Raw genomic sequence first — 18,072 nt, forward strand, 5'->3', positions numbered from 1 at the left:
CAGGCCGAGACAGCTCCCCTGACGTCGATGGATTCCACCCGGCGCTTGCCGATGCGAGTCTTGATCGCAGGCAGGATCTGGTCCGAGTACAGCTTCCCCTCCATCCGGAACAGGCTGGCGTGGCCGCCCACCTTGCCGCCGTCCCGCAGGTACGCGGTGATGACCAGGCAACTGGTCACGCTGGGGTACGTGATGGTGCCGCCCGGGCCGACCTCGTCGACCTCCCCCTCGGCGATCGAGACGGCGGTGTCCCCTTCGGCGCGCTGTACGGCGACGTCCCCAGCCGCTTCCACGGTGCGATCCTTCTCGGCCCGCTGCACCGGCGCGCCGGACATCGCCCGCGTCGCGTTGGCCTCGGCTTCCCTCTCGAACCGGTCGGACGGATCGGAGACCTTGAGCCCCGAGCCGTTGTCCGTGCCCGCGACCGGACCTTGGCGCTGCTGGATGACGTGGGTCAGTTCGTGGGCCAGGGTGTGCTTGTCGGCGCCGCCGTCGCCGATCACGACATGGCTGCCCGAGGTGTAGGCGCGGGCGCCGACCTCCGCCGCCGAGGCCCTGGCGGCGCTGTCGTCGTGGATGCGCACGTCCGAGAAGTCCGCACCGAGCCGGGACTCCATGTCCGTACGGGTCGCGTCGTCGAGCGGCTTGCCGCCCGAGCGCAGCACGTCATGGACCGCTGACCGCTGCACTTCCGGCTCCTCGGCCTGCTGATGCCCGCACCCGGCGCCGTGCTGGTGCCGCTCCTCCGCCCAGGGGTGTCCGGCCTGGCGGAGCATCTGCACCACGGCCGCGTTCCCCGCCGTGCCCTGGAGGGCGAGGTGCGCACCACCCTCGGCCTCGGGCTTGCGGGCCGGTGTGCGCCCGTCCTTCTCGATGGCATTCTCTTTGGCGTTGTCTCGGTCGTGCAAGGGGTGCCTCTTCCCGCGCAGGAATCCAACTCCGACTCACCCTGGATACGCCCGAGTTGACCCATACGCCAGGTACGTGAGGGCAGTACGCGGCCGACCGAAAGGGCAGATACCCGGCTACGCCGAATCCCTGTCACATTCCCGCCATGTTCATACCTTCCCCAGGACCGGCCAGACCTTCGGGTCCTCGAAGTTCAGGGCCCAGATCGTCGTGTTGCGGATGCCGTGGCGGCGCAGCACCGGCAGATCGGCGGTGACGCCCGCGGCGTCCTGGTACCAGACCTCGCGGACGCTGTCGTCCTCCTCGTATGTGAAGTGCGGGGTCTGGGAGTCCGGGTCGAGGTGGTAGGGGGCGCCCTGCGCCACTCGCAGCGCCTCGGCCTCGCGCCAGGTGACATGGCGGGTCCTGCCGTCGGGCACCCAGTCCCAGCCGTAGGCCGGAAGGCCCATTTCCAGCTTGTCGGCGGGGATCAGTGCGGTGGCCCGGCGCAGGATGTCGTCGTACCACTGCGGGCTGGCCAGCGGCCCGGCGCTGCCGCCCTGCCAGTGGAGGTCGTACCCCATGATGCGGACCTTGTCGGCGGCCTTGCCGAGCGCCTGGTAGTCCCAGATCCGGCCGGTGTTCGCGGTCTGCGGGGACACGGTGAGTACGCACTGCTTGGCCAACGCGCGGAGCCGTCCGCAGAGTTCCCCGGCGAAGGCCGCGTAGGCGGCGCGCACGGCCGGGTAGTCCGCGTCACCCGTCGGGGCGATCGACTCGTAGTCGATGTCGATGCCGTCGTACGACCGGCTGCGAACAAGGGCGAGCAGCGTCTCGACGTGGGTGGTACGGAGCTGAGGGTCCGTGAGGATCGCCGCGAGCTCGCCGGACTTCATCGTCTCCATGACCGTCGGCACGACCTTGATGCCGGCCTGGTGCAGCCCGTCGATGATGCGGGTCTCCCCCGCGCCGGGGTGGCCGTCGATCTTGTCCGCCGCCTTGGCCTGGTACCAGAACGGGCTGACGGTGTGCAGTTGGGCGGCGTGCCGCAGCGCGTCCGCGTAGGCGCCTTCCTGGTCCCAGTACGGGAGCCAGCCGGAGACGGTGCGCGGGGGCGGCTCGTCGGCGATTGCCCGGGGCTGGACGAGGGTGGTGAGCAGCGCGGCGGCCGCGCACAGGACGGCGAGGCGCAGGCGTGCGCCGGAGCGAGGGATCATGTGCCCGAGCCTGCCGCCCGCTAGGCGTACCCGCCCTGTGGGTTGGGCCGTACAGGCCCTACGGTGTCCGGATGACTGCGTATCTCGACGACCGCACCGACCGTCCCCCGCTCCCCGGCCAGAGCGGCCCGGCAGCCACCACCGAAGCCGATCCCCACGCCGTGGGGACGGTCCGCATGGCCTACGCCCCGGACCGCGACGGCGACCCCGATCCCGGGGAGATCGTGTGGACGTGGGTGCCTTTCGAGGAGAACGACGGGCGCGGCAAGGACCGGCCGGTCCTCGTGGTGGCCCGTGAGGCGGCCGGTACGCTGCTCGCGGTGCAGCTGTCCAGCAAGCGGCACGACCACGACCGCGAATGGGTGCCGATCGGCGTCGGACCCTGGGACCGGGAGGGCCGCGAGTCCTGGGTGGACCTCGACCGCGTGCTGCGGCTGCACGAGCGCGGCATGCGACGCGAGGCCTGCGCCCTGGACCTCCCCCGCTTCACCCTGGTCGCGGACCGCCTGCGCGAACGGTACGGCTGGCGCTGAGGCCGTTCGGGTTGACGCCGAGCGCCGCTATCGCCTGAACGCCGCCTCGAAGGCGCCCAGGGTGGCCTGACTCTTCGTCCGGTCCAGGACCGCGAAGACGACCTCGTCGAAGTGGCCCGCGAACCGGCCCTCCCCGGTGAGGTGGTCGTGGAACGCCGCGGCCACCCGCCCCGGGTCGTTGCGGAACACTCCGCACCCCCAGGCCCCGAGCACCAGGCGCCGGTAGCCGTGCAGGGCCGCCGTCTCCAGGACGCGTCCGGCGCGCGCGTCGAGCACGGGCCCGATGCGGTGCGCCTCTTCGGGCGTACGGGTCCTGATCACTCCGGCGTTCGGGGCGGGCGAGGTCAGGAATCCGGCGAGGTAGGGCACGTCGAGGAGGCGGCCGCGGTCGTCGCGGAACACCGGGACGCCGGGCGAGTGGATGACCCGGTCGGTGTAGAACACGTCGCGGTCGCCGCGGTGGCGGGCGTAGAAGTCCGGGGCGCGCAGCAGGGTCGCGTACAGCGCGGAGGAGCGGCAGAGCGCTTCCTCCTGGGCCTGGGCGCCATTGAGGAAGCCGCCGCCGGGGTTGCGTGCGGAGGCGAAGGTGAGCACGGCGACCGCCCCGGCCTGCTCGGCCTCCCCGGCCTCGCCCGATCCTTCCGCCACCATCCGCCGCGCCGCGTCCAGGCTGCTCTCCCCCGTCACCTCGACGCGCGTCACGCGGTCCCGGTCGGGCGTGACGGCGAGCGGCTCCGGGCCGTGCAGGGTCGTGCCCGCGAGGGCGGCGGCCAGCGGCTGGGCGATCGACACGGTACGGCCGTTCTCGCTCTCGTACCGGCCGGCGTCGGTGATCTCCACCGTGTGGCGCGCGATCCCGCGCAGTCGTGCACTCATGCGGTGCATCGTGAACGTCCGCGGAAGATTGTCGCAATCGAATATCCGCCCCCGCAGGCGCCCTTGTGCGATGCCGCGACAAAGACTTAGGTAGGACGGCATGTGTGTCCAAACCCCGAAGGGAGGGCAAGCGTCCATGAACTCCAGTGAGTTGACCGAGACAGAGGCCGACGACCTGCTGCGATGTATCTGCTTCAAGACGGGTCCGCCACGCACCGTCGGCGTGGAGCTGGAATGGCTCGTCCACGATCTGCACCACCCCCGGCTTCCCGTCCGGCACGAGCGTCTGGAAGCCGCCTACGCCGCCTTACGCACCCTGCCGCTGCGGTCGCCGCTCACCGTCGAACCCGGCGGCCAGCTTGAGCTCAGCTCGCTGCCCGCCGCATCGCTCATGGAGTGCATCTCCACCGTCTCCGCCGATCTGACGGCGGTCCGCGCCGCCCTCAAAGAGCGCGGCCTCGCGCTCGTCGGCCTCGGCCAGGACCCCTGGCATCCCCCGCGCCGCATGCTGCGCCAGGCGCGGTACGACGCGATGGAGGCCCATCTCGACCGTACGGGTCCGGCCGGGCGGGCCATGATGTGCTCCTCGGCCTCCGTCCAGGTCTGCATCGACGCCGGGTACGAGGAGCCCGGCCCGCTCGGCTTCGGGCGGCGCTGGCTGATGGCCCATCTGCTGGGGGCTGTTCTCGTCGCCGCGTTCGCCAACTCCCCTGTGAGAGGCGATCAGTTGACCGGCTGGCGGTCCACCCGGCAGGCCAACTGGAGCGACATCGACCCGGTGTGTGCGCTCGCCCCGCCACTCGAAGGGCCGCCCCGCGAATCCTGGGCCGCGCACGTCCTGGACGCCCCGGTCATGTGCGTACGGGCCGAGGCGGGGCCCTGGTCCGCGCCGCCGGGTCTCACCTTCCGGCAGTGGCTGCGCACCGGCGTGCCGCGGCCGCCGACCCGTACCGACCTCGACTACCACCTGACCACCCTGTTCCCGCCGGTGCGGCCGCGCGGCCATCTGGAGCTGCGCATGATCGACGCACAGCCCGGCAACGACGGGTGGACCGTGCCGCTCGCCGTGACCAGCGCGCTGTTCGACGATCCGGAGGCTGCCGAGATCGCCTACCGGACCGTCAAACCCCTTGCCGAACGCACTGGTTCACTGCCCGCCCCCCGCAACCCGCTCTGGCGGGCGGCCGCCCACGACGGGCTCGCCGACCCCGAGCTGCGCGAGGCCGCCATCGCGTGCTTCACGGCGGCGCTCGGCGCGCTCCCGCGCCTCGGCGCCTCCCCGGAGCTCCAGGACCGGGTGGCCGCCTTCAGCGACCGCTATGTCGTACGGGGCCGATGTCCGGCCGACGACACCCCCTCGCCCGTCCCACCGAAGGACATCCGCATATGACCGACCCGGAGCTGCTCAGGGCCCGCGCCCTGACAGCGCTCACCGCTGCGCGCGCCCGGACCGGCGTGCTCACCTCCAGCGTCGACGACCGCGAACTGACCGCGCAGCACTCTCCGTTGATGTCACCGCTCGTCTGGGACCTGGCGCACATCGGCAACCAGGAGGAGCAGTGGCTGCTGCGCGCCGTCGCCGGGCAGGACGCGATCCGGCCCGAGATCGACTCGCTGTACGACGCCTTCGAGCACCCGCGCGCCACCCGTCCCGCCCTTCCGCTGCTCGCCCCCGCCGAGGCGCGCCGGTACGCCGCCGACGTGCGGGGCCGGGCGATCGACGTCCTGGAGCGCACCCCGTTGCGCGGCGGGCCGCTGACCGATGCCGCGTTCGCCTTCGGGATGATCGCCCAGCATGAACAGCAGCACGACGAGACCATGCTGATCACCCATCAGCTCCGCAAGGGCCCGGCCGCGCTCACCGCACCCGAGCCGCCGCCCGGCACCACCGAGGGCCTGCCCGCCGAAGTCCTCGTCCCCGGCGGCCCGTTCACCATGGGCACCTCCACGGAGCCGTGGGCGCTGGACAACGAGCGCCCCGCGCACCACCGCATCGTGCCCGCCTTCCATCTGGACACGACCCCGGTGACGTGCGGGGCGTACCTGCGGTTCATCGAGGACGGCGGCTACCGCGAGGAGCGCTGGTGGGAGCCGGCGGGCTGGGCGATGGTCCGCGAGCACGAGCTGAGCGCGCCGCTGTTCTGGCGGCGCGAGGGCGGCGAGTGGCTGCGCAGGCGGTTCGGAGTGACCGAGCCGGTACCGGTCAACGAGCCCTTGCTGCACGTCAGTTGGTACGAGGCCGATGCCTATGCCCGCTGGGCCGGGCGGCGGCTTCCGACCGAGGAGGAGTGGGAGAAGGCGGCCCGCCACGACCCGGTTTCGGGCCGCTCGCGCCGCTACCCCTGGGGGGATGCCGATCCCACCCCGGCCCACGCCAACCTCGGCCAGCGGCACCTGCGTCCCGCGCCCGCCGGGGCGTACCCGGAAGGCCAATCACCGCTCGGCATACGCCAGTTGATCGGCGATGTGTGGGAGTGGACGTCGAGCGACTTCCTGCCCTATCCGGGCTTCGTGGCCTTCCCCTACCGCGAGTACTCGGAGGTCTTCTTCGGCCCCGGGCACAAGGTGCTGCGCGGCGGCGCGTTCTCCGTGGACGAGGTGGCCTGCCGGGGCACCTTCCGCAACTGGGACCTGCCGGTGCGGCGCCAGATCTTCGCGGGCTTCCGCACGGCACGGGATGCCGACTGATGTGCCGTCATATGGCCTATCTAGGGTCGGCGTTGAGCATCGGTGAGCTTCTCGTGCGGCCGCCGCACGGGCTCTACCGGCAGTCGTGGGCGCCGCGTCGCCAGCGTCACGGCACGGTCAACGCCGACGGTTTCGGCGTCGGGTGGTACGCGGACGGCGATCAGGTGCCGGCCCGCTACCGCCGGTCCGGGCCGATCTGGGCCGATCCGAACCTCGCGGACCTGGCCCGGGTGGTGCGTACCGGAGCCGTGCTCGCGGCGGTCAGGGACGCCACCGAGGCGGGCGCGGACGGCGAGGCGGCGGCCGCGCCGTTCGCCTCCGGGCGCTGGCTGTTCAGTCACAACGGCGCCGTCCGGGGCTGGCCCCGCAGCGCGGCCCCGCTCGCCGCCGCGCTGCCCGCACAGGCCTTGCTCAGCCTGGAGGCCCGCTGCGACGCGGCGTTCGTGTGGGCGCTCGTACTCAACCGGCTGACCAGCGGCGACGAGGCCGGCCAGGCCATGGCCGACACCGTCACCGAACTGGCCGCCGCGGCCCCTGGCTCGCGTCTGAACCTGCTGCTCACCGACGGCGAGACGATCACCGCCACCGCCTGGGGCGACACCCTCTGGTATCTGCACTCCCCCGGCCGCTCCACCGTCGTCGCCTCCGAGCCGTACGACGACGACCCGTACTGGCGCGAGGTGCCCGACCGCACCCTGCTCGCCGCCACCCGCACCGATGTCCTGCTCACCCCCCTCAAGGAGCCCCAGTAGTGCGCCCGTTCCAGTTGACCCGCACCCTGCCCGAGGACGCCACCGGGGCCGCACTGCGCGCCGATGTGCTGCACGGGCTCACTCGGACCCCCAAGTCCCTTCCGCCCAAGTGGTTCTACGACGCACGAGGCAGCGAGCTGTTCGAGGAGATCACCCGGCTTCCCGACTACTACCCGACGCGGGCCGAGCGCGAGATCCTTAACCACCGCGCGGCCGACATAGCCGCCGCGACCGGCGCGCACACCCTGGTCGAACTCGGCTCGGGATCCTCCGAGAAGACCCGGCTGCTCCTGGACGCGCTGCCCGCGCCGCTGACGTACCTACCGGTCGACGTGAGCGAGAGCGCGCTCGCCGGGGCGGCCGAGGGGCTGCTCGCCGACCACCCGGGCCTGCGGGTCCACGCGCTGATCGCGGACTTCACCCAGGTCCTCGAACTGCCCGAGGCTCCCGGCCCCCGCCTGGTGGCGTTCCTCGGCGGCACGATCGGCAATCTGCTGCCCGCCGAGCGCGCAGAATTCCTCACCTCCGTCCGTAAGTTGATGACTCCGGGCGACTCGCTCCTCATCGGGACCGACCTGGTGAAGGAGGAGTCCGTGCTGGTCCGCGCGTACGACGATCCGACGGGCGTGACGGCGGCCTTCAACAAGAACGTGCTCAGCGTCATCGACCGCGAACTCGGCGCGGACTTCGATCCGGACGACTTCGACCATGTCGCGCTGTGGAACGGCGAGGAGGAGTGGATCGAGATGCGGCTGCGGGCCCGCCGCGACGTGACCGTGAAGATCCCCGAGCTGGACCTCGTGGTCTCCTTCGCGGCAGGCGAGGAGCTGCGCACCGAGGTGTCCGCCAAGTTCCGCGAGGAAGGCGTACGGGCCGAGCTGAGCGCCGCCGGGTTCGTGCCGTCGCGCTGGTGGACGGATGCCGCCGGACGCTTCGCGCTCTCGCTGGCGACCGCGGGCTGAGCAGCCGTGCGGGCCCCGCGGCGCTGGTGCCACGGGGCCCGCACGAGGGCCTCGGGTCAGTGGCCGCCCGGTACGGCCTCCAGGACGAAGACGGGGATCTCGCGGTCCGTCTTCTTCTGGTAGTCCGCGTAATCGGGGAACGCGGCGACGGCCCGCTCCCACCACTCCGCCTTCTCCGCTCCCGTCACCTGACGGGCCGTCATGTCCGTGTGCACGGTGCCGTCCTGGAGCTCCACCTCGGGGTCGGCGACGACGTTGTAGTACCAGACGGGGTTCTTGGGCGCGCCGCCCAGCGAGGCGACCACCGCGTACCGGCCGTCGTGCTCGACCCGCATCAGGGGGGTCTTGCGCAGCTTGCCGCTCTTGGCGCCCCGCGTCGTCAGCAGGATCACGGGCATGCCGCGCATCGTCATTCCCTCGGTGCCGCCGGAACGCTCGATGAGGTCGACCTGCTCGCGCACCCACTGGGTGGGGCTCGGCTCGTACTCGCCGTCGAGAGGCATGGTGGGGTCCCTTTCGTCGTCAGTGACCTGCGGGCCGGCCCGGCTTCGGCCGACGCCGGAACAACACCGGAGGCTCCTCCCATCTTCCCCTCGGCGACCGGCTCCGCGCCGGAAGGCACCGCCGTACGGAGCAAGAAGGCCGGATCCGGACGTACGGGACAGGACGGCCGGATCGGGACGCTTGTTCGTGCCGGGGGCGGGCAACGGGACCGGGTGTGCTTGTTCCGCGTCGGACGATCTTCCGCAGACTCCCATCGAGGACGTGCCGCCGATGACGACTCCATCCGTATCCCGCACCGCTCCACCGCAGCCCAAAGGCCTTGCGCTGCACGCCCGTTCGGCCTGGTCCGGCGTGCTCATCGGCGTGGGCATCGCCGCCTTCGTCGATGAGACGGTCTTCCACCAGCTCCTGCACTGGCATCACTTCTACGACCGCTCGACGCCGGGCGTCGGCCTGGTGTCGGACGGGCTCTTCCACGCCTTCGGCTGGTTCGCCGTGGTCATCGGCCTGTTCATGGTCGCCGATCTGCGCCACCGGGCGGGCCTGGTGGGGCGGGCGCTGGCCGGGGGCATCCTGACCGGCACGGGGGCGTTCCAGCTGTACGACGGCACCGTCCAGCACAAGCTGATGAAGCTGCACCAGATCAGGTACCACGTCGATCTCACTCCGTACGACCTGACGTGGAACATCCTCGCCGTGCTGTTCCTCGCGATCGGAGTCACACTGCTCCGTGCCGCCTGGCGCGCCAACCACCGCTAGCGGTGCGGGAGTTGATGGTCCATCCGCATGGCGGCGGGCAGCCGGGCGGAGCCGCTCTGCTCGCGGCCGCGTTCGCGCTGGGCGGCGGGGTCGCCTATCTGGTCGCGGCGGCGCGGCTGCGGCGGCGCGGGGACCGCTGGCCGCTCGTGCGCGACCTCTGTTTCACGGCGGGCGCGGCGGCCCTCGTGGCGGCGGCCCTCGTCGCGCCGCCGGGCGGCCCGTTCACGGGCCATATGGCCCAGCACGTGGCCACCGGCATGGTGGCACCGCTGCTGCTCGTGCTCGCCCGGCCCATCACGCTGGCGCTGCGCTCCCTGCCGCCGGGCGGGCGGCGCCGTCTTCTGGCCGTTCTTCGCTCGCGGCCGGTCGGGGTGCTCGCGAACCCGCCGGTGGCGGCGCTGCTCGACCTCGGCGGGCTGTGGCTGCTCTACCGCACCCCGCTGTTCGCCACCGCACACGAACGGCCGTGGCTCATGGCCCTGGTCCACCTCCATGTCTTCGCGGCCGGGCTGCTGTTCTCGGCCGTCGTCTGCTCGCTCGATCCGCTGCCGCGCCGCCACGGCGTGGTCCTCCGGTCGGCCGCGCTGGTCGGCGGGGGCGGCGCGCACGCCGTCCTCGCCAGGATGCTGTACGCGACGCCCCCGCCCGGCACCGGCTTCGCGCCGGGCGACCTCTCGGCCGCCGCCGAGCTCATGTACTACGGCGGCGACCTCGTCGAAATCGCCCTCGCGGCCGTCATCGGGCTCCAGTGGTACGCGGCCGGCGGCCGGCGCCTCGCGCGCGAGGGCCGCCGCGCCGCGGGGACCGGGGAGCCGCCCGCATCAGCCTCGTACGGTCAGTGAAGCGGTGTGTGCGCGGACCTGCTCCGGGGTCAGATAGGCGTCGGTGTACTCGAAGTCCTTCAGCGTGGCGGGCTTCTGGGCCTGGAAGCCGGTGCGGACGAAGTCGTCGCCGGCGACCGCGTTCAGCATCCAGTTGGTCAGGACCCTGGTCTTGGCGACATTGGTGCGCAGCGCCGACCAGTGGTAGGCGCGCGCCACCGCCTGGGCGGGCAGGCCGCGCAGTTCGATGCCGAGCGGCTTGGAGACGGCGTCGCGGCCTCCGAGGTCGACCACGAGCCCGAGGTCCTTGTGGACGTAGGGTTTCAGCGGCTGGTTGCGCAGTGAGGCGATGATGTTGTCGGCGAGCTTCGGGCCCTGGCGCATGGCGTGCTGCGCGGTGGGCGGGCAGAAGGCGCCTTCGCCCTTGGCGAGGTCGGGCACGGCGGCGGCGTCGCCGAGCGCGAACACGCCGTCGAGGTCCGGCACGGCCAGCTCGGGGGTGACCAGGAGCCGGCCGCGCTCCGTGTCCGCGTCCAGCGTGCCGACCAGGGGGCTCGCGGCGACGCCCGCCGTCCAGATGAGGGTGCGACAGGGCAGGACGCGGCCGTCGGTGAAGGTGACCTTGTCCGCGCCTGCCTCGGCGACGGACACCCCGAGCGACACCTCGATGCCGCGCTTCTGCAGGATCTCCAGGGCCGCCTTGCCGAGCTTGTCGCCCAGTTCGGGCATGAGCCCCGGCGCGATGTCGATGAGGTGCCACTTGATCTGGCGCGGGTCCAGACGCGGGTACCGCTTGAGCGCGGTATGGGTGATCCGCTGGAGGCAGGCGGCGGTCTCGGTGCCCGCGTAGCCGCCGCCGACCACGACGAAGCGCAGCCGCGATGCCCGCTCGTCCTCGTCGTCGCTCGCGTCGGCCAGGTCGAGCTGGGAGATGACGTGGTCGCGGATGTACGCGGCCTCCGCGAGGGTCTTCATGCCACGGGCGTGGTCGAGCAGCCCGGGGATGTCGAAGGTGCGGGTCACACTGCCGGGGGCCAGCACGATGTAGTCGTACGGCTGGTCGATTGTCTCGCCGGTGATCTTGCGGATGACGCAGATCTTCGCCTTGGGGTCCACGCCGATGGCGCCGCCCGGGATGATCCGGGTGCGGTGCTTGGCACTGCGCCGCAGCGACACGGCCACCGACTGCGGGGTCAGGACCCCGGCCGCGACCTGCGGAAGCAGGGGCAGATACAGCTGGTAGGAGAACGGGGTGACCAGGGAGATCTCCGCTTCTCCCGGTTGGAGGCGGCGTTCCAGGCGGCGTACGCATTCGACCCCTGCGAAGCCGGCGCCTACGACGAGAATCCTCGGTCGTGCCACGGTGTGCGTCCTTTCCCTGGGACCTGCGAACGGGGACGAGAACTGGGCCGTCCACTGCCCGAGTGCCCCTGACCGGCGTTCGCCAACACCCCCATAGTGATCAACGCAACGCGGCCGCACCACCGAATGCCCCAACCCGGCGACAAGAAACGGCGCCGCCCGCCCGGGGTGGACCCGGGCGGGCGGCGCCGTTCACGTGTGGGGCGGACGTCAGGCGACGGTGCCGCTCTTGCTGATGGCGACCTTGGCGCTCAGGGCGCCGCTGCGGCTGCCCAGCGACTCGATCTGCTTGACGAGGTCCTGGCCCTCGACGACCTCGCCGAAGACGACGTGCTTGCCGTCCAGCCAGTCCGTGACGACGGTCGTCACGAAGAACTGGGATCCGTTGCTGTTCGGGCCCGCGTTGGCCATCGACAGCAGGAACGGCCGGTCGTGCTTGAGGGCGAAGTTCTCGTCCTTGAACTTGGCGCCGTAGATGCTCTTGCCGCCGGTGCCGTTGCCGTGCGTGAAGTCGCCGCCCTGGAGCATGAAGTCCGGGATGACGCGGTGGAAGGCGGAGCCCTCGTAGCCGTAGCCGTTCTGGCCGGTGGCGAGCTCGCGGAAGTTGCGGGCCGTCTCCGGGACGACGTCGTCGAAGAGCCGGAAGACGATGCGGCCGGCGTCCTTGCCGTCAATGGTGATGTCGAAAAATACGTTCTGCATGGACCCCATCCTGACATCAGCCGTCCCATGACCCCAATCCCGGCTCGCCCCATCGGCCCCACCGAGGCGCAAAACCGGGCCCGCTCAGGGGAACAGCAGGGTCGTGATCCGGTCGGAAGCGGCCTTGGCGGCCTTCTTCGGGTCGGCTCCGCCGAGGACGGCCGTCATGTACGGCTTGATCGGGTTGTCGGCCTCGACGGCGGCCCACTGCGGCGAGTTGGGCGTGGCCCGCCCCTGTACCGCGCCCTTGGCCATGGCGGCGGTGCCCGCCTGGCCCTCGACCGCGTGGGCGAGCGTGGACTTGTTGGGTACGTAGTCCATCGTGGTGGCCAGATCGGTCTGCCACTTCTCGCCGGTCAGCGCCGCGACGATCTGGACGGCCTCGGCCCGGTGCGCGGTCTTGCGCGGGATGATCAGGTCCGAGCCACCAGTGAAGACCGCGCCCGGCTTGGCGTCGGTGGGTCCCGGGATCGGGAAGTAACCCAGCTTGTCGGCGAGCCGCGGGTTGGCCTTCTGGATGGCCTTGGCGGCGCCGGGCACCGCGATCATCTGGGCGACCTTGCCCTTGGCGAAGACGTCGGCCTGCGGCGGGGTCGCCTCGTCCGCGTTCCTGGGCCCCCGGCCGAGCGCCTGGAGCTGCTTGTAGAACTCCATGCCGCGCAGCGCGGCCGGGCTGTCGAGCGTGCCCTTCCAGTCTCCAGTGTCCTCCTGCGCGAGCTCCCCGCCCTCGTCCCAGACGAAGCCGGCGAGCGTGTACCAGTCCTGGCCCGCGAGGTAAATCCCTTGTGTGGAGCCGGAGTTGAGCTTCGCGGTGTCGGCGAGCCACTCCGCGCGGTTCTTCGGGGGCTTGGTGATTCCGGCGGCTCCGAACAGGTCCTTGTTGTAGATGACGACGCGGTTGGCGGCGTACCACGGGATGCCGTACTGCATGCCGTCCACGTTGCCCGGCTGGGCGAGGCCCGGCAGCCAGGCGTCGCTGCCCCAGTCGCGCAACGACTCCAGGGTCATGTCGAGCAGGCCTCCGCTCGCCGCGTACTGGGGCACCTGCGTGTTGCCGACCTCGATGACGTCCGGCGCGTCACCGCCCTTCAGCGCGGCGGTGACCTTCTCGCCGATGCCGGTCCACTCCTGGATCCGGACATCGAGCTCGACGTCCTTGTGCTCCTTCTCGAAGCCCTGATTGAAGCGCTGCACGAAGTCGTCCGATGCGCTGTCCTTCATCAGCCAGACGGTCACCTTGATGGTGCCGTCGCCAAATCCCGGAAGCGCGCCGCAACCGCTGAGTGCGCATACCGAGACAAGCGCAACGGAGCAGGCAAGAGCGCGATGGATCCTCACGAAAGGTCACCTTCTGCGTGTGGGCAAGCAGTCATGACCCGACGTGGGGGCAAGCGCGATGTGGCTTGTTCGGGTGTGGCTCGTGAGTTTGGTATGGACCAATGAGGCGGTCAAGCCCCGGAGGGGAGTGAACTTTTCCGGCCATCGCCGGACCGAACCGGACCGGGCGCGGGCCGCTGTCTCGCGGAGTGCGGCCGGGTGGGGCACGGTGGAGTAACGCGACGAGAGGAGACACCTCCATGTCCCAGCACACGTACCGCGTCAGCGAGATCGTCGGAACCTCTCACGAGGGCGTCGACCAGGCCATCCGCAACGGGGTCGCCCGCGCGGCGCAGACCCTCCGCAACCTGGACTGGTTCGAGGTGACGGAGGTCCGCGGCCACATCGAGAACGGCGTGATCGAGCACTACCAGGTCGGCCTCAAGGTCGGCTTCCGGCTGGACGACGACGCGGAAGTCTGACGCAGGGGTCGAGGATTCCGGCCAGGCAGTTCCGGATGCGATTCCGGCTCGGCAATGTGGGGCGGGTGCGATTCCGGCTCCGCACTTCGGCCGAGGTCTGACCCTGAACCTCAGCTTCAGGCTTGTGGTCGGCGGACTGGCCCCGACCGGCGCCGCCACCCGTCGGCCGGGCACGCCGAGCGACCCCCGGACGAGCGGCCCCTCAGGTGCGTCCCTCGCGCTCCTGGGCGTCCTTCAGCGCCTCGCTGGGCGCGGTCCAGCGGGCCCGTACGACCCGGAAGCCCGCCTGCTCGGCGGCGTCGCACACAAGCTCGTCGTCGTCGACCAGCATGCGGATCTCGCGGTTCCGGCCGAGCCCGCGCAGGATCTGCAGCTTGGTGACGCGCGCGGGGCGCCGGTCGTCGTTGCGCCGCATGTGCAGGGCGCCGGCCGGAAGGCCCTGCTCGGCGAGCCAGGCCAGGGTGTCCTCACGGCAGCGTTCGGGCCGCCCGGTGAGATAGACGACCTCGCAGTCCCCGGCGGCCTCCCGACACAGTGCGACGCCCTCGGCGAGCGGCGGGTCGGCGGGCGCCGCGGCGAAGAACGCGTCCCAGTCGCGGGGCCCCCGGTCGAGGAAGCGCTGGCGGTGGGAGCTGTCCGCGAGCGTGCCGTCCAGGTCGAAGACGGCCAGGGGCCGGGTGTTGTCGATCACGCCCCCAGGCTAGAACCGGCCAAGCGGGCAGCTTTCGGCGGGGCTCGGGAATCATGGCGCATCCCAGACGTTGAACCGTGTGTGACCTCCGTGATCGCGACGACTCGTTTCTCCGTGCTCGACCGCTCGCGCATCCGCGCGGGGCACGACGGACCGCAGGCCCTGCGGGACACCGTGGCGCTGGCCCGCGAGGCCGAGCGGCTCGGGTATCACCGGTTCTGGGTCTCCGAGCACCATTCCGTGCCCGGCGTCGCGGGCTCCGCGCCAGCCGTCCTGGCCGCGGCCGTCGCGTCGGCCACCTCCACGATCCGGGTCGGCACCGGCGGTGTGATGCTGCCGAATCATCAACCCATCGTCGTGGCCGAGGAGTTCGGGGTTCTGGAGTCGCTCTTCCCGGGGCGGATCGACATGGGGCTCGGCCGCTCGGTGGGCTTCACCGACGGGATCCGCAAAGCGCTCGGCCGCGACAAGAAGGACGCCGACGACTTCGGCGCGCAGCTGGCCGAACTGCTCGGCTACTTCGACGGGACCCAGACCGCCCACCCCCAGGTCCACGCCCGCCCCGCCGAGGGCCTCGCGGTCCCCGCGTTCGTCCTCGCCACCGGACAGGGCGCCCTCGTCGCCGCCGAGGCCGGGCTCCCGCTGGTCATCGCGAACGTACGCGGCGAGGAGGCGATGCTGCGGGCCATCGACGCCTACCGCGACGCCTTCCGTCCCTCCGCCCAAGCCGAGCGCCCGTACGTCGTCGTGTCCGGCACGGTCGCCGTCGCGGACACCACGGAGGCCGCCCACCGGATCCTGGTCCCGGAGGCCTGGTCGACGGCGTACTCCCGCACCCGCGGCGAGTTCCCGGCGCTGTCCCCGGCCGACGACATCCTCGGGCGGGACATGACCGACGGCGAGCGGACCCTGTTCGCGGACGCGCTGCGCAGGCAGGTGTACGGGACCGAGGAGGAGGTGGCCGACGCGCTGGAGAAGCTCATCGAGCACAGCGGCGCGGACGAGTTCCTCGTCACGACCAGCACGTACGACCGCGAGGCGCTGCTCGACTCCTACCGGCGCCTGGCCCGGATCGCGGACCTGGCGGCCCGTCGGGACGCCTGACCGCAGACTCCCGGCCGAAGACCGCGCGCCGGCACCCGAACCGTAGAATTCCGGTATGCAAACCCCCTCTGACCCGTACGTCCGTGTCCGCGGCGCCCGCGAGCACAATCTGCGCGGGGTGGACGTCGACATTCCGCGTGACTGCATCGCCGTGTTCACCGGCGTCTCCGGGTCGGGGAAGTCCTCGCTCGCGTTCGGCACGATCTATGCCGAGGCGCAGCGCCGGTACTTCGAGTCGGTCGCGCCGTACGCGCGCCGGCTGATCCATCAGGTGGGTGCGCCGAAGGTCGGCGAGATCTCGGGTCTTCCGCCCGCGGTCTCCCTGGAGCAGCGCCGCTCGGCGCCCTCGTCGCGTTCGTCGGTGGGCACGGTGACCACGCTCTCCAACTCGCTGCGGATGCTGTTCTCGCGGGCCGGCGACTATCCGGCGGGCGCGGAGCGTCTCGACTCGGACGCCTTCTCGCCCAATACGGCCGCCGGTGCCTGCCCCGAGTGCCAGGGCCTCGGCCGCATCCACCGCACCTGTGAGGAACTGCTCGTCCCCGACCCCTCGCTGTCCATCCGCGAAGGTGCGATCGCCGCCTGGCCGGGTGCCTGGCAGGGCAAGAACCTCCGCGACGTGCTCGACACGCTCGGCTACGACGTGGACCGCCCGTGGCGCGAGCTCGACCAGAAGGACCGGGACTGGATCCTCTTCACCGACGAGCAGCCGGTGGTCACGGTGCACCCGGTGCGCGAGGCGGGACGCATCCAACGCCCTTACCAGGGAACGTACTTCAGCGCCCGGCGCTATGTGATGAAGACGTTCGCGGAGAGCAAGAGCCAGACCTTGCGCACGAAGGCCGAGCGGTTCCTCACCGCCGCCGACTGCCCGGTGTGCGGCGGCAGCCGGCTGCGCCCCGAGGCGCTCGCCGTCACTTTCGCGGGCCATACGATCGCCGAGCTCGTCGCCCTGCCGCTGACTTCGCTGGCCGAGCTGCTGCGCACCGCGGACGGCGGCCCGACGACAAAGGCCCTCACAGCCGACCTGCTCTCCCGCATCGGCCCGGTGAGGGAGCTGGGCCTCGGCTATCTGAGCCTGGACCGGACCGCGCCCACGCTCTCGGCGGGCGAGCTGCAGCGCCTGCGGCTCGCCACGCAATTGCGCTCCGGGCTTTTCGGCGTGGTGTACGTCCTGGACGAACCGTCGGCGGGGCTGCACCCGGCCGACACCGAGGCGCTGCTCACGGTCCTCGACCGGCTGAAGGCCGCGGGCAATTCGGTGTTCGTCGTGGAGCACCATCTCGATGTGGTGCGGCACGCGGACTGGCTGGTCGACGTGGGTCCGCTGGCCGGCGAGCACGGCGGCCGGGTGCTGCACAGCGGGCCGTTGGCGGAGCTCGCCCGCGTCGAGGAGTCGGCGACCCGCCGCTTCCTCTTCGACCGCTCCCCCGCTCCGCGCCGCACGGTCCGCGAGCCGCGTGGCCGCCTGGAGCTGACCGGGGTCACCCGGCACAACCTGCGCGGCGTCGACGCGGTGTTCCCGCTCGGCGTGTTCACGGCGGTGACCGGCGTCTCCGGTTCCGGAAAGTCCACGCTTGTCGACGCGCTGACCGAGCAACTCCCGGGCGTGGGAAGGCTGGTGAGGGTGGATCAGAAGCCGATCGGTCGCACCCCGCGTTCCAATCTGGCCACGTACACCGGACTCTTCGACGTCGTACGCAAGCTGTTCACGGAGACCGACGAGGCGAAGGCGCGCGGCTACAGGGCGGGCCGGTTCTCCTTCAACGTGGCGGGTGGCCGGTGCGAGACCTGCCAGGGCGAGGGGTTCGTGTCGGTGGAGCTGCTCTTCCTGCCGAGCACGTACGCGCCCTGCCCGGACTGTCACGGCGCGCGCTACAGCCCCGAGACGCTCGAAGTCACCCACCGGGGCCGCAGCATCGCCGAGGTGCTCGACCTGACCGTGGAGGCGGCGGCCGAGGTCTTCGCCGACACCCCGTCGGCCGCCCGCAGTCTGACGGCCCTGCTCGACGTCGGTCTCGGCTATCTGCGCCTGGGCCAGCCGGCCACCGAGCTGTCGGGCGGCGAGGCCCAACGCATCAAGCTGGCAACGGAGTTGCAGCGCGTCCGCCGCGACCACACCCTGTACGTCCTCGACGAGCCGACGACAGGTCTGCACCCGGCCGATGTCGAGATCCTGCTGCGCCAGCTGCACGGCCTGGTCGACGCGGGCCACACGGTGGTCGTCGTCGAGCACGACATGAGCGTGGTGGCAGGCGCCGACTGGATACTCGACCTCGGCCCGGGCGGCGGCGACGAGGGAGGCCGCGTGGTGGCAGCGGGCCCACCGGCGGAGGTCGCCGACGCCGGTGCGGGCCGGACGGCGCCGTATCTGGCGAAGGTGCTGGCCGAGATCTGACCGGCCGCGGCGGCCC

Annotated in this window: 17 protein-coding genes and 1 pseudogene; 10 read left to right on the forward strand and 8 right to left on the reverse strand. The window is 71.7% G+C overall.

Annotated features, from left to right (window positions below; translation table 11 throughout):
• Nucleotides 1-260 precede the first annotated feature (260 nt).
• Together ACSHXC_RS03050 and ACSHXC_RS03055 are read right to left on the reverse strand one after the other, a co-directional pair.
• A pseudogene (locus tag ACSHXC_RS03050) lies at nt 261-908 on the reverse strand (eCIS core domain-containing protein); the annotation flags it as partial.
• A gap of 150 nt (nt 909-1,058) precedes the next feature.
• The gene (locus tag ACSHXC_RS03055; protein ID WP_438290026.1) at nt 1,059-2,105 is read right to left on the reverse strand and encodes a glycosyl hydrolase family 18 protein; all 1,047 of its coding nucleotides are present in this window, start codon (nt 2,103-2,105) and stop codon (nt 1,059-1,061) included.
• A 71-nt stretch (nt 2,106-2,176) separates the two neighbouring features.
• On the opposite strand from ACSHXC_RS03055, the gene ACSHXC_RS03060 reads away from it, so the two are divergent.
• A complete protein-coding gene (locus ACSHXC_RS03060) occupies nt 2,177-2,638 on the forward strand; it encodes a type II toxin-antitoxin system PemK/MazF family toxin (protein WP_438290027.1) in 462 nt (153 codons plus the stop codon).
• Between the two features lie 27 nt (nt 2,639-2,665).
• Here the strand turns inward: ACSHXC_RS03060 and ACSHXC_RS03065 are convergent, their stop codons facing one another.
• Nucleotides 2,666-3,514 carry a TIGR02452 family protein gene (locus tag ACSHXC_RS03065; protein WP_438290028.1) on the reverse strand — a complete coding sequence of 283 codons (849 nt, stop codon included), beginning with the start codon at nt 3,512-3,514 and terminating at the stop codon, nt 2,666-2,668.
• Between the two features lie 136 nt (nt 3,515-3,650).
• Here ACSHXC_RS03065 and egtA point away from each other — a divergent pair, with 136 nt between their 5' ends.
• Genes egtA through egtD form a run of 4 tightly spaced genes read left to right on the forward strand, consistent with a single transcriptional unit; the run spans nt 3,651 to nt 7,916 of the window.
• Nucleotides 3,651-4,904, forward strand: coding sequence for an ergothioneine biosynthesis glutamate--cysteine ligase EgtA (gene egtA, locus ACSHXC_RS03070; protein WP_438290029.1), 1,254 nt, complete (start codon nt 3,651-3,653; stop codon nt 4,902-4,904).
• Nucleotides 4,901-6,202, forward strand: coding sequence for an ergothioneine biosynthesis protein EgtB (egtB, locus tag ACSHXC_RS03075; protein WP_438290030.1), 1,302 nt, complete (start codon nt 4,901-4,903; stop codon nt 6,200-6,202). Before egtA ends, egtB begins: the two co-directional genes overlap by 4 nt.
• Nucleotides 6,202-6,954: an ergothioneine biosynthesis protein EgtC gene (gene egtC / locus ACSHXC_RS03080; RefSeq protein ID WP_438290031.1), complete on the forward strand. Its 753-nt coding sequence runs from the start codon at nt 6,202-6,204 to the stop codon at nt 6,952-6,954. The genes egtB and egtC overlap by 1 nt, the downstream gene beginning before the upstream one ends.
• Nucleotides 6,954-7,916, forward strand: a complete 963-nt coding sequence (egtD, locus tag ACSHXC_RS03085) for an L-histidine N(alpha)-methyltransferase (RefSeq protein ID WP_438290032.1) — start codon at nt 6,954-6,956, stop codon at nt 7,914-7,916. The genes egtC and egtD overlap by 1 nt, the downstream gene beginning before the upstream one ends.
• Nucleotides 7,917-7,972: 56 nt before the next feature.
• Here the strand turns inward: egtD and ACSHXC_RS03090 are convergent, their stop codons facing one another.
• Nucleotides 7,973-8,419, reverse strand: coding sequence for a nitroreductase family deazaflavin-dependent oxidoreductase (locus ACSHXC_RS03090; protein WP_438290033.1), 447 nt, complete (start codon nt 8,417-8,419; stop codon nt 7,973-7,975).
• A gap of 271 nt (nt 8,420-8,690) precedes the next feature.
• Between ACSHXC_RS03090 and ACSHXC_RS03095 the strand changes: the two genes are divergently transcribed.
• Entirely contained in the window at nt 8,691-9,179 is a 489-nt protein-coding gene (locus ACSHXC_RS03095; protein WP_438290034.1) for a DUF2243 domain-containing protein, read from the forward strand.
• 14 nt (nt 9,180-9,193) lie between these two features.
• The gene (locus tag ACSHXC_RS03100; RefSeq protein ID WP_438290035.1) at nt 9,194-10,021 is read left to right on the forward strand and encodes a cytochrome c oxidase assembly protein; all 828 of its coding nucleotides are present in this window, start codon (nt 9,194-9,196) and stop codon (nt 10,019-10,021) included.
• Here the strand turns inward: ACSHXC_RS03100 and ACSHXC_RS03105 are convergent.
• From ACSHXC_RS03105 to ACSHXC_RS03115, 3 genes are all read right to left on the reverse strand, one after another.
• Nucleotides 10,001-11,362, reverse strand: a complete 1,362-nt coding sequence (locus ACSHXC_RS03105; RefSeq protein ID WP_438290036.1) for an NAD(P)/FAD-dependent oxidoreductase — start codon at nt 11,360-11,362, stop codon at nt 10,001-10,003. The two genes, ACSHXC_RS03100 and ACSHXC_RS03105, sit on opposite strands and share 21 nt — an antisense overlap.
• A gap of 210 nt (nt 11,363-11,572) precedes the next feature.
• Nucleotides 11,573-12,064 (reverse strand): peptidylprolyl isomerase, encoded by a 492-nt coding sequence (locus ACSHXC_RS03110; protein WP_438290037.1) that lies wholly within the window; start codon nt 12,062-12,064, stop codon nt 11,573-11,575.
• 84 nt (nt 12,065-12,148) lie between these two features.
• Nucleotides 12,149-13,285: an extracellular solute-binding protein gene (locus tag ACSHXC_RS03115; protein WP_438290038.1), complete on the reverse strand. Its 1,137-nt coding sequence runs from the start codon at nt 13,283-13,285 to the stop codon at nt 12,149-12,151.
• Nucleotides 13,286-13,641: 356 nt separating this feature from the next.
• On the opposite strand from ACSHXC_RS03115, the gene ACSHXC_RS03120 reads away from it, so the two are divergent.
• On the forward strand, nt 13,642-13,863 hold the full coding sequence (locus tag ACSHXC_RS03120) for a dodecin (RefSeq protein WP_438290039.1): 222 nt from the start codon (nt 13,642-13,644) through the stop codon (nt 13,861-13,863).
• A 202-nt stretch (nt 13,864-14,065) separates the two neighbouring features.
• On the opposite strand, the gene ACSHXC_RS03125 is transcribed toward ACSHXC_RS03120, so the two are convergent.
• Nucleotides 14,066-14,554 (reverse strand): LNS2 domain-containing protein, encoded by a 489-nt coding sequence (locus ACSHXC_RS03125; RefSeq protein WP_438290040.1) that lies wholly within the window; start codon nt 14,552-14,554, stop codon nt 14,066-14,068.
• An 81-nt stretch (nt 14,555-14,635) separates the two neighbouring features.
• On the opposite strand from ACSHXC_RS03125, the gene ACSHXC_RS03130 reads away from it, so the two are divergent.
• A complete protein-coding gene (locus ACSHXC_RS03130; protein ID WP_438290041.1) occupies nt 14,636-15,658 on the forward strand; it encodes an LLM class flavin-dependent oxidoreductase in 1,023 nt (340 codons plus the stop codon).
• A 55-nt stretch (nt 15,659-15,713) separates the two neighbouring features.
• Entirely contained in the window at nt 15,714-18,056 is a 2,343-nt protein-coding gene (locus tag ACSHXC_RS03135; protein WP_438290042.1) for an ATP-binding cassette domain-containing protein, read from the forward strand.
• Nucleotides 18,057-18,072 lie beyond the last annotated feature (16 nt).

Origin of the sequence: Streptomyces sp. HUAS TT7, assembly GCF_051550175.1 — a bacterium.
GTDB lineage: Bacteria > Actinomycetota > Actinomycetes > Streptomycetales > Streptomycetaceae > Streptomyces.

What these genes read in the sequence shown, in the direction of transcription:
- egtC (WP_438290031.1), top strand. Translation starts at nt 6,202, where the DNA reads ATGTGCCGTCATATGGCCTATCTAGGGTCGGCGTTGAGCATCGGTGAG.
- ACSHXC_RS03065 (WP_438290028.1), bottom strand. Translation starts at nt 3,514, where the DNA reads ATGAGTGCACGACTGCGCGGGATCGCGCGCCACACGGTGGAGATCACC.
- ACSHXC_RS03115 (WP_438290038.1), bottom strand. Translation starts at nt 13,285, where the DNA reads ATGAAGGACAGCGCATCGGACGACTTCGTGCAGCGCTTCAATCAGGGC.
- egtA (WP_438290029.1), top strand. Translation starts at nt 3,651, where the DNA reads ATGAACTCCAGTGAGTTGACCGAGACAGAGGCCGACGACCTGCTGCGA.
- ACSHXC_RS03100 (WP_438290035.1), top strand. Translation starts at nt 9,194, where the DNA reads ATGGTCCATCCGCATGGCGGCGGGCAGCCGGGCGGAGCCGCTCTGCTC.
- ACSHXC_RS03060 (WP_438290027.1), top strand. Translation starts at nt 2,177, where the DNA reads ATGACTGCGTATCTCGACGACCGCACCGACCGTCCCCCGCTCCCCGGC.
- ACSHXC_RS03055 (WP_438290026.1), bottom strand. Translation starts at nt 2,105, where the DNA reads ATGATCCCTCGCTCCGGCGCACGCCTGCGCCTCGCCGTCCTGTGCGCG.
- ACSHXC_RS03135 (WP_438290042.1), top strand. Translation starts at nt 15,714, where the DNA reads ATGCAAACCCCCTCTGACCCGTACGTCCGTGTCCGCGGCGCCCGCGAG.
- ACSHXC_RS03110 (WP_438290037.1), bottom strand. Translation starts at nt 12,064, where the DNA reads ATGCAGAACGTATTTTTCGACATCACCATTGACGGCAAGGACGCCGGC.
- ACSHXC_RS03095 (WP_438290034.1), top strand. Translation starts at nt 8,691, where the DNA reads ATGACGACTCCATCCGTATCCCGCACCGCTCCACCGCAGCCCAAAGGC.
- ACSHXC_RS03120 (WP_438290039.1), top strand. Translation starts at nt 13,642, where the DNA reads ATGTCCCAGCACACGTACCGCGTCAGCGAGATCGTCGGAACCTCTCAC.
- egtB (WP_438290030.1), top strand. Translation starts at nt 4,901, where the DNA reads ATGACCGACCCGGAGCTGCTCAGGGCCCGCGCCCTGACAGCGCTCACC.
- ACSHXC_RS03090 (WP_438290033.1), bottom strand. Translation starts at nt 8,419, where the DNA reads ATGCCTCTCGACGGCGAGTACGAGCCGAGCCCCACCCAGTGGGTGCGC.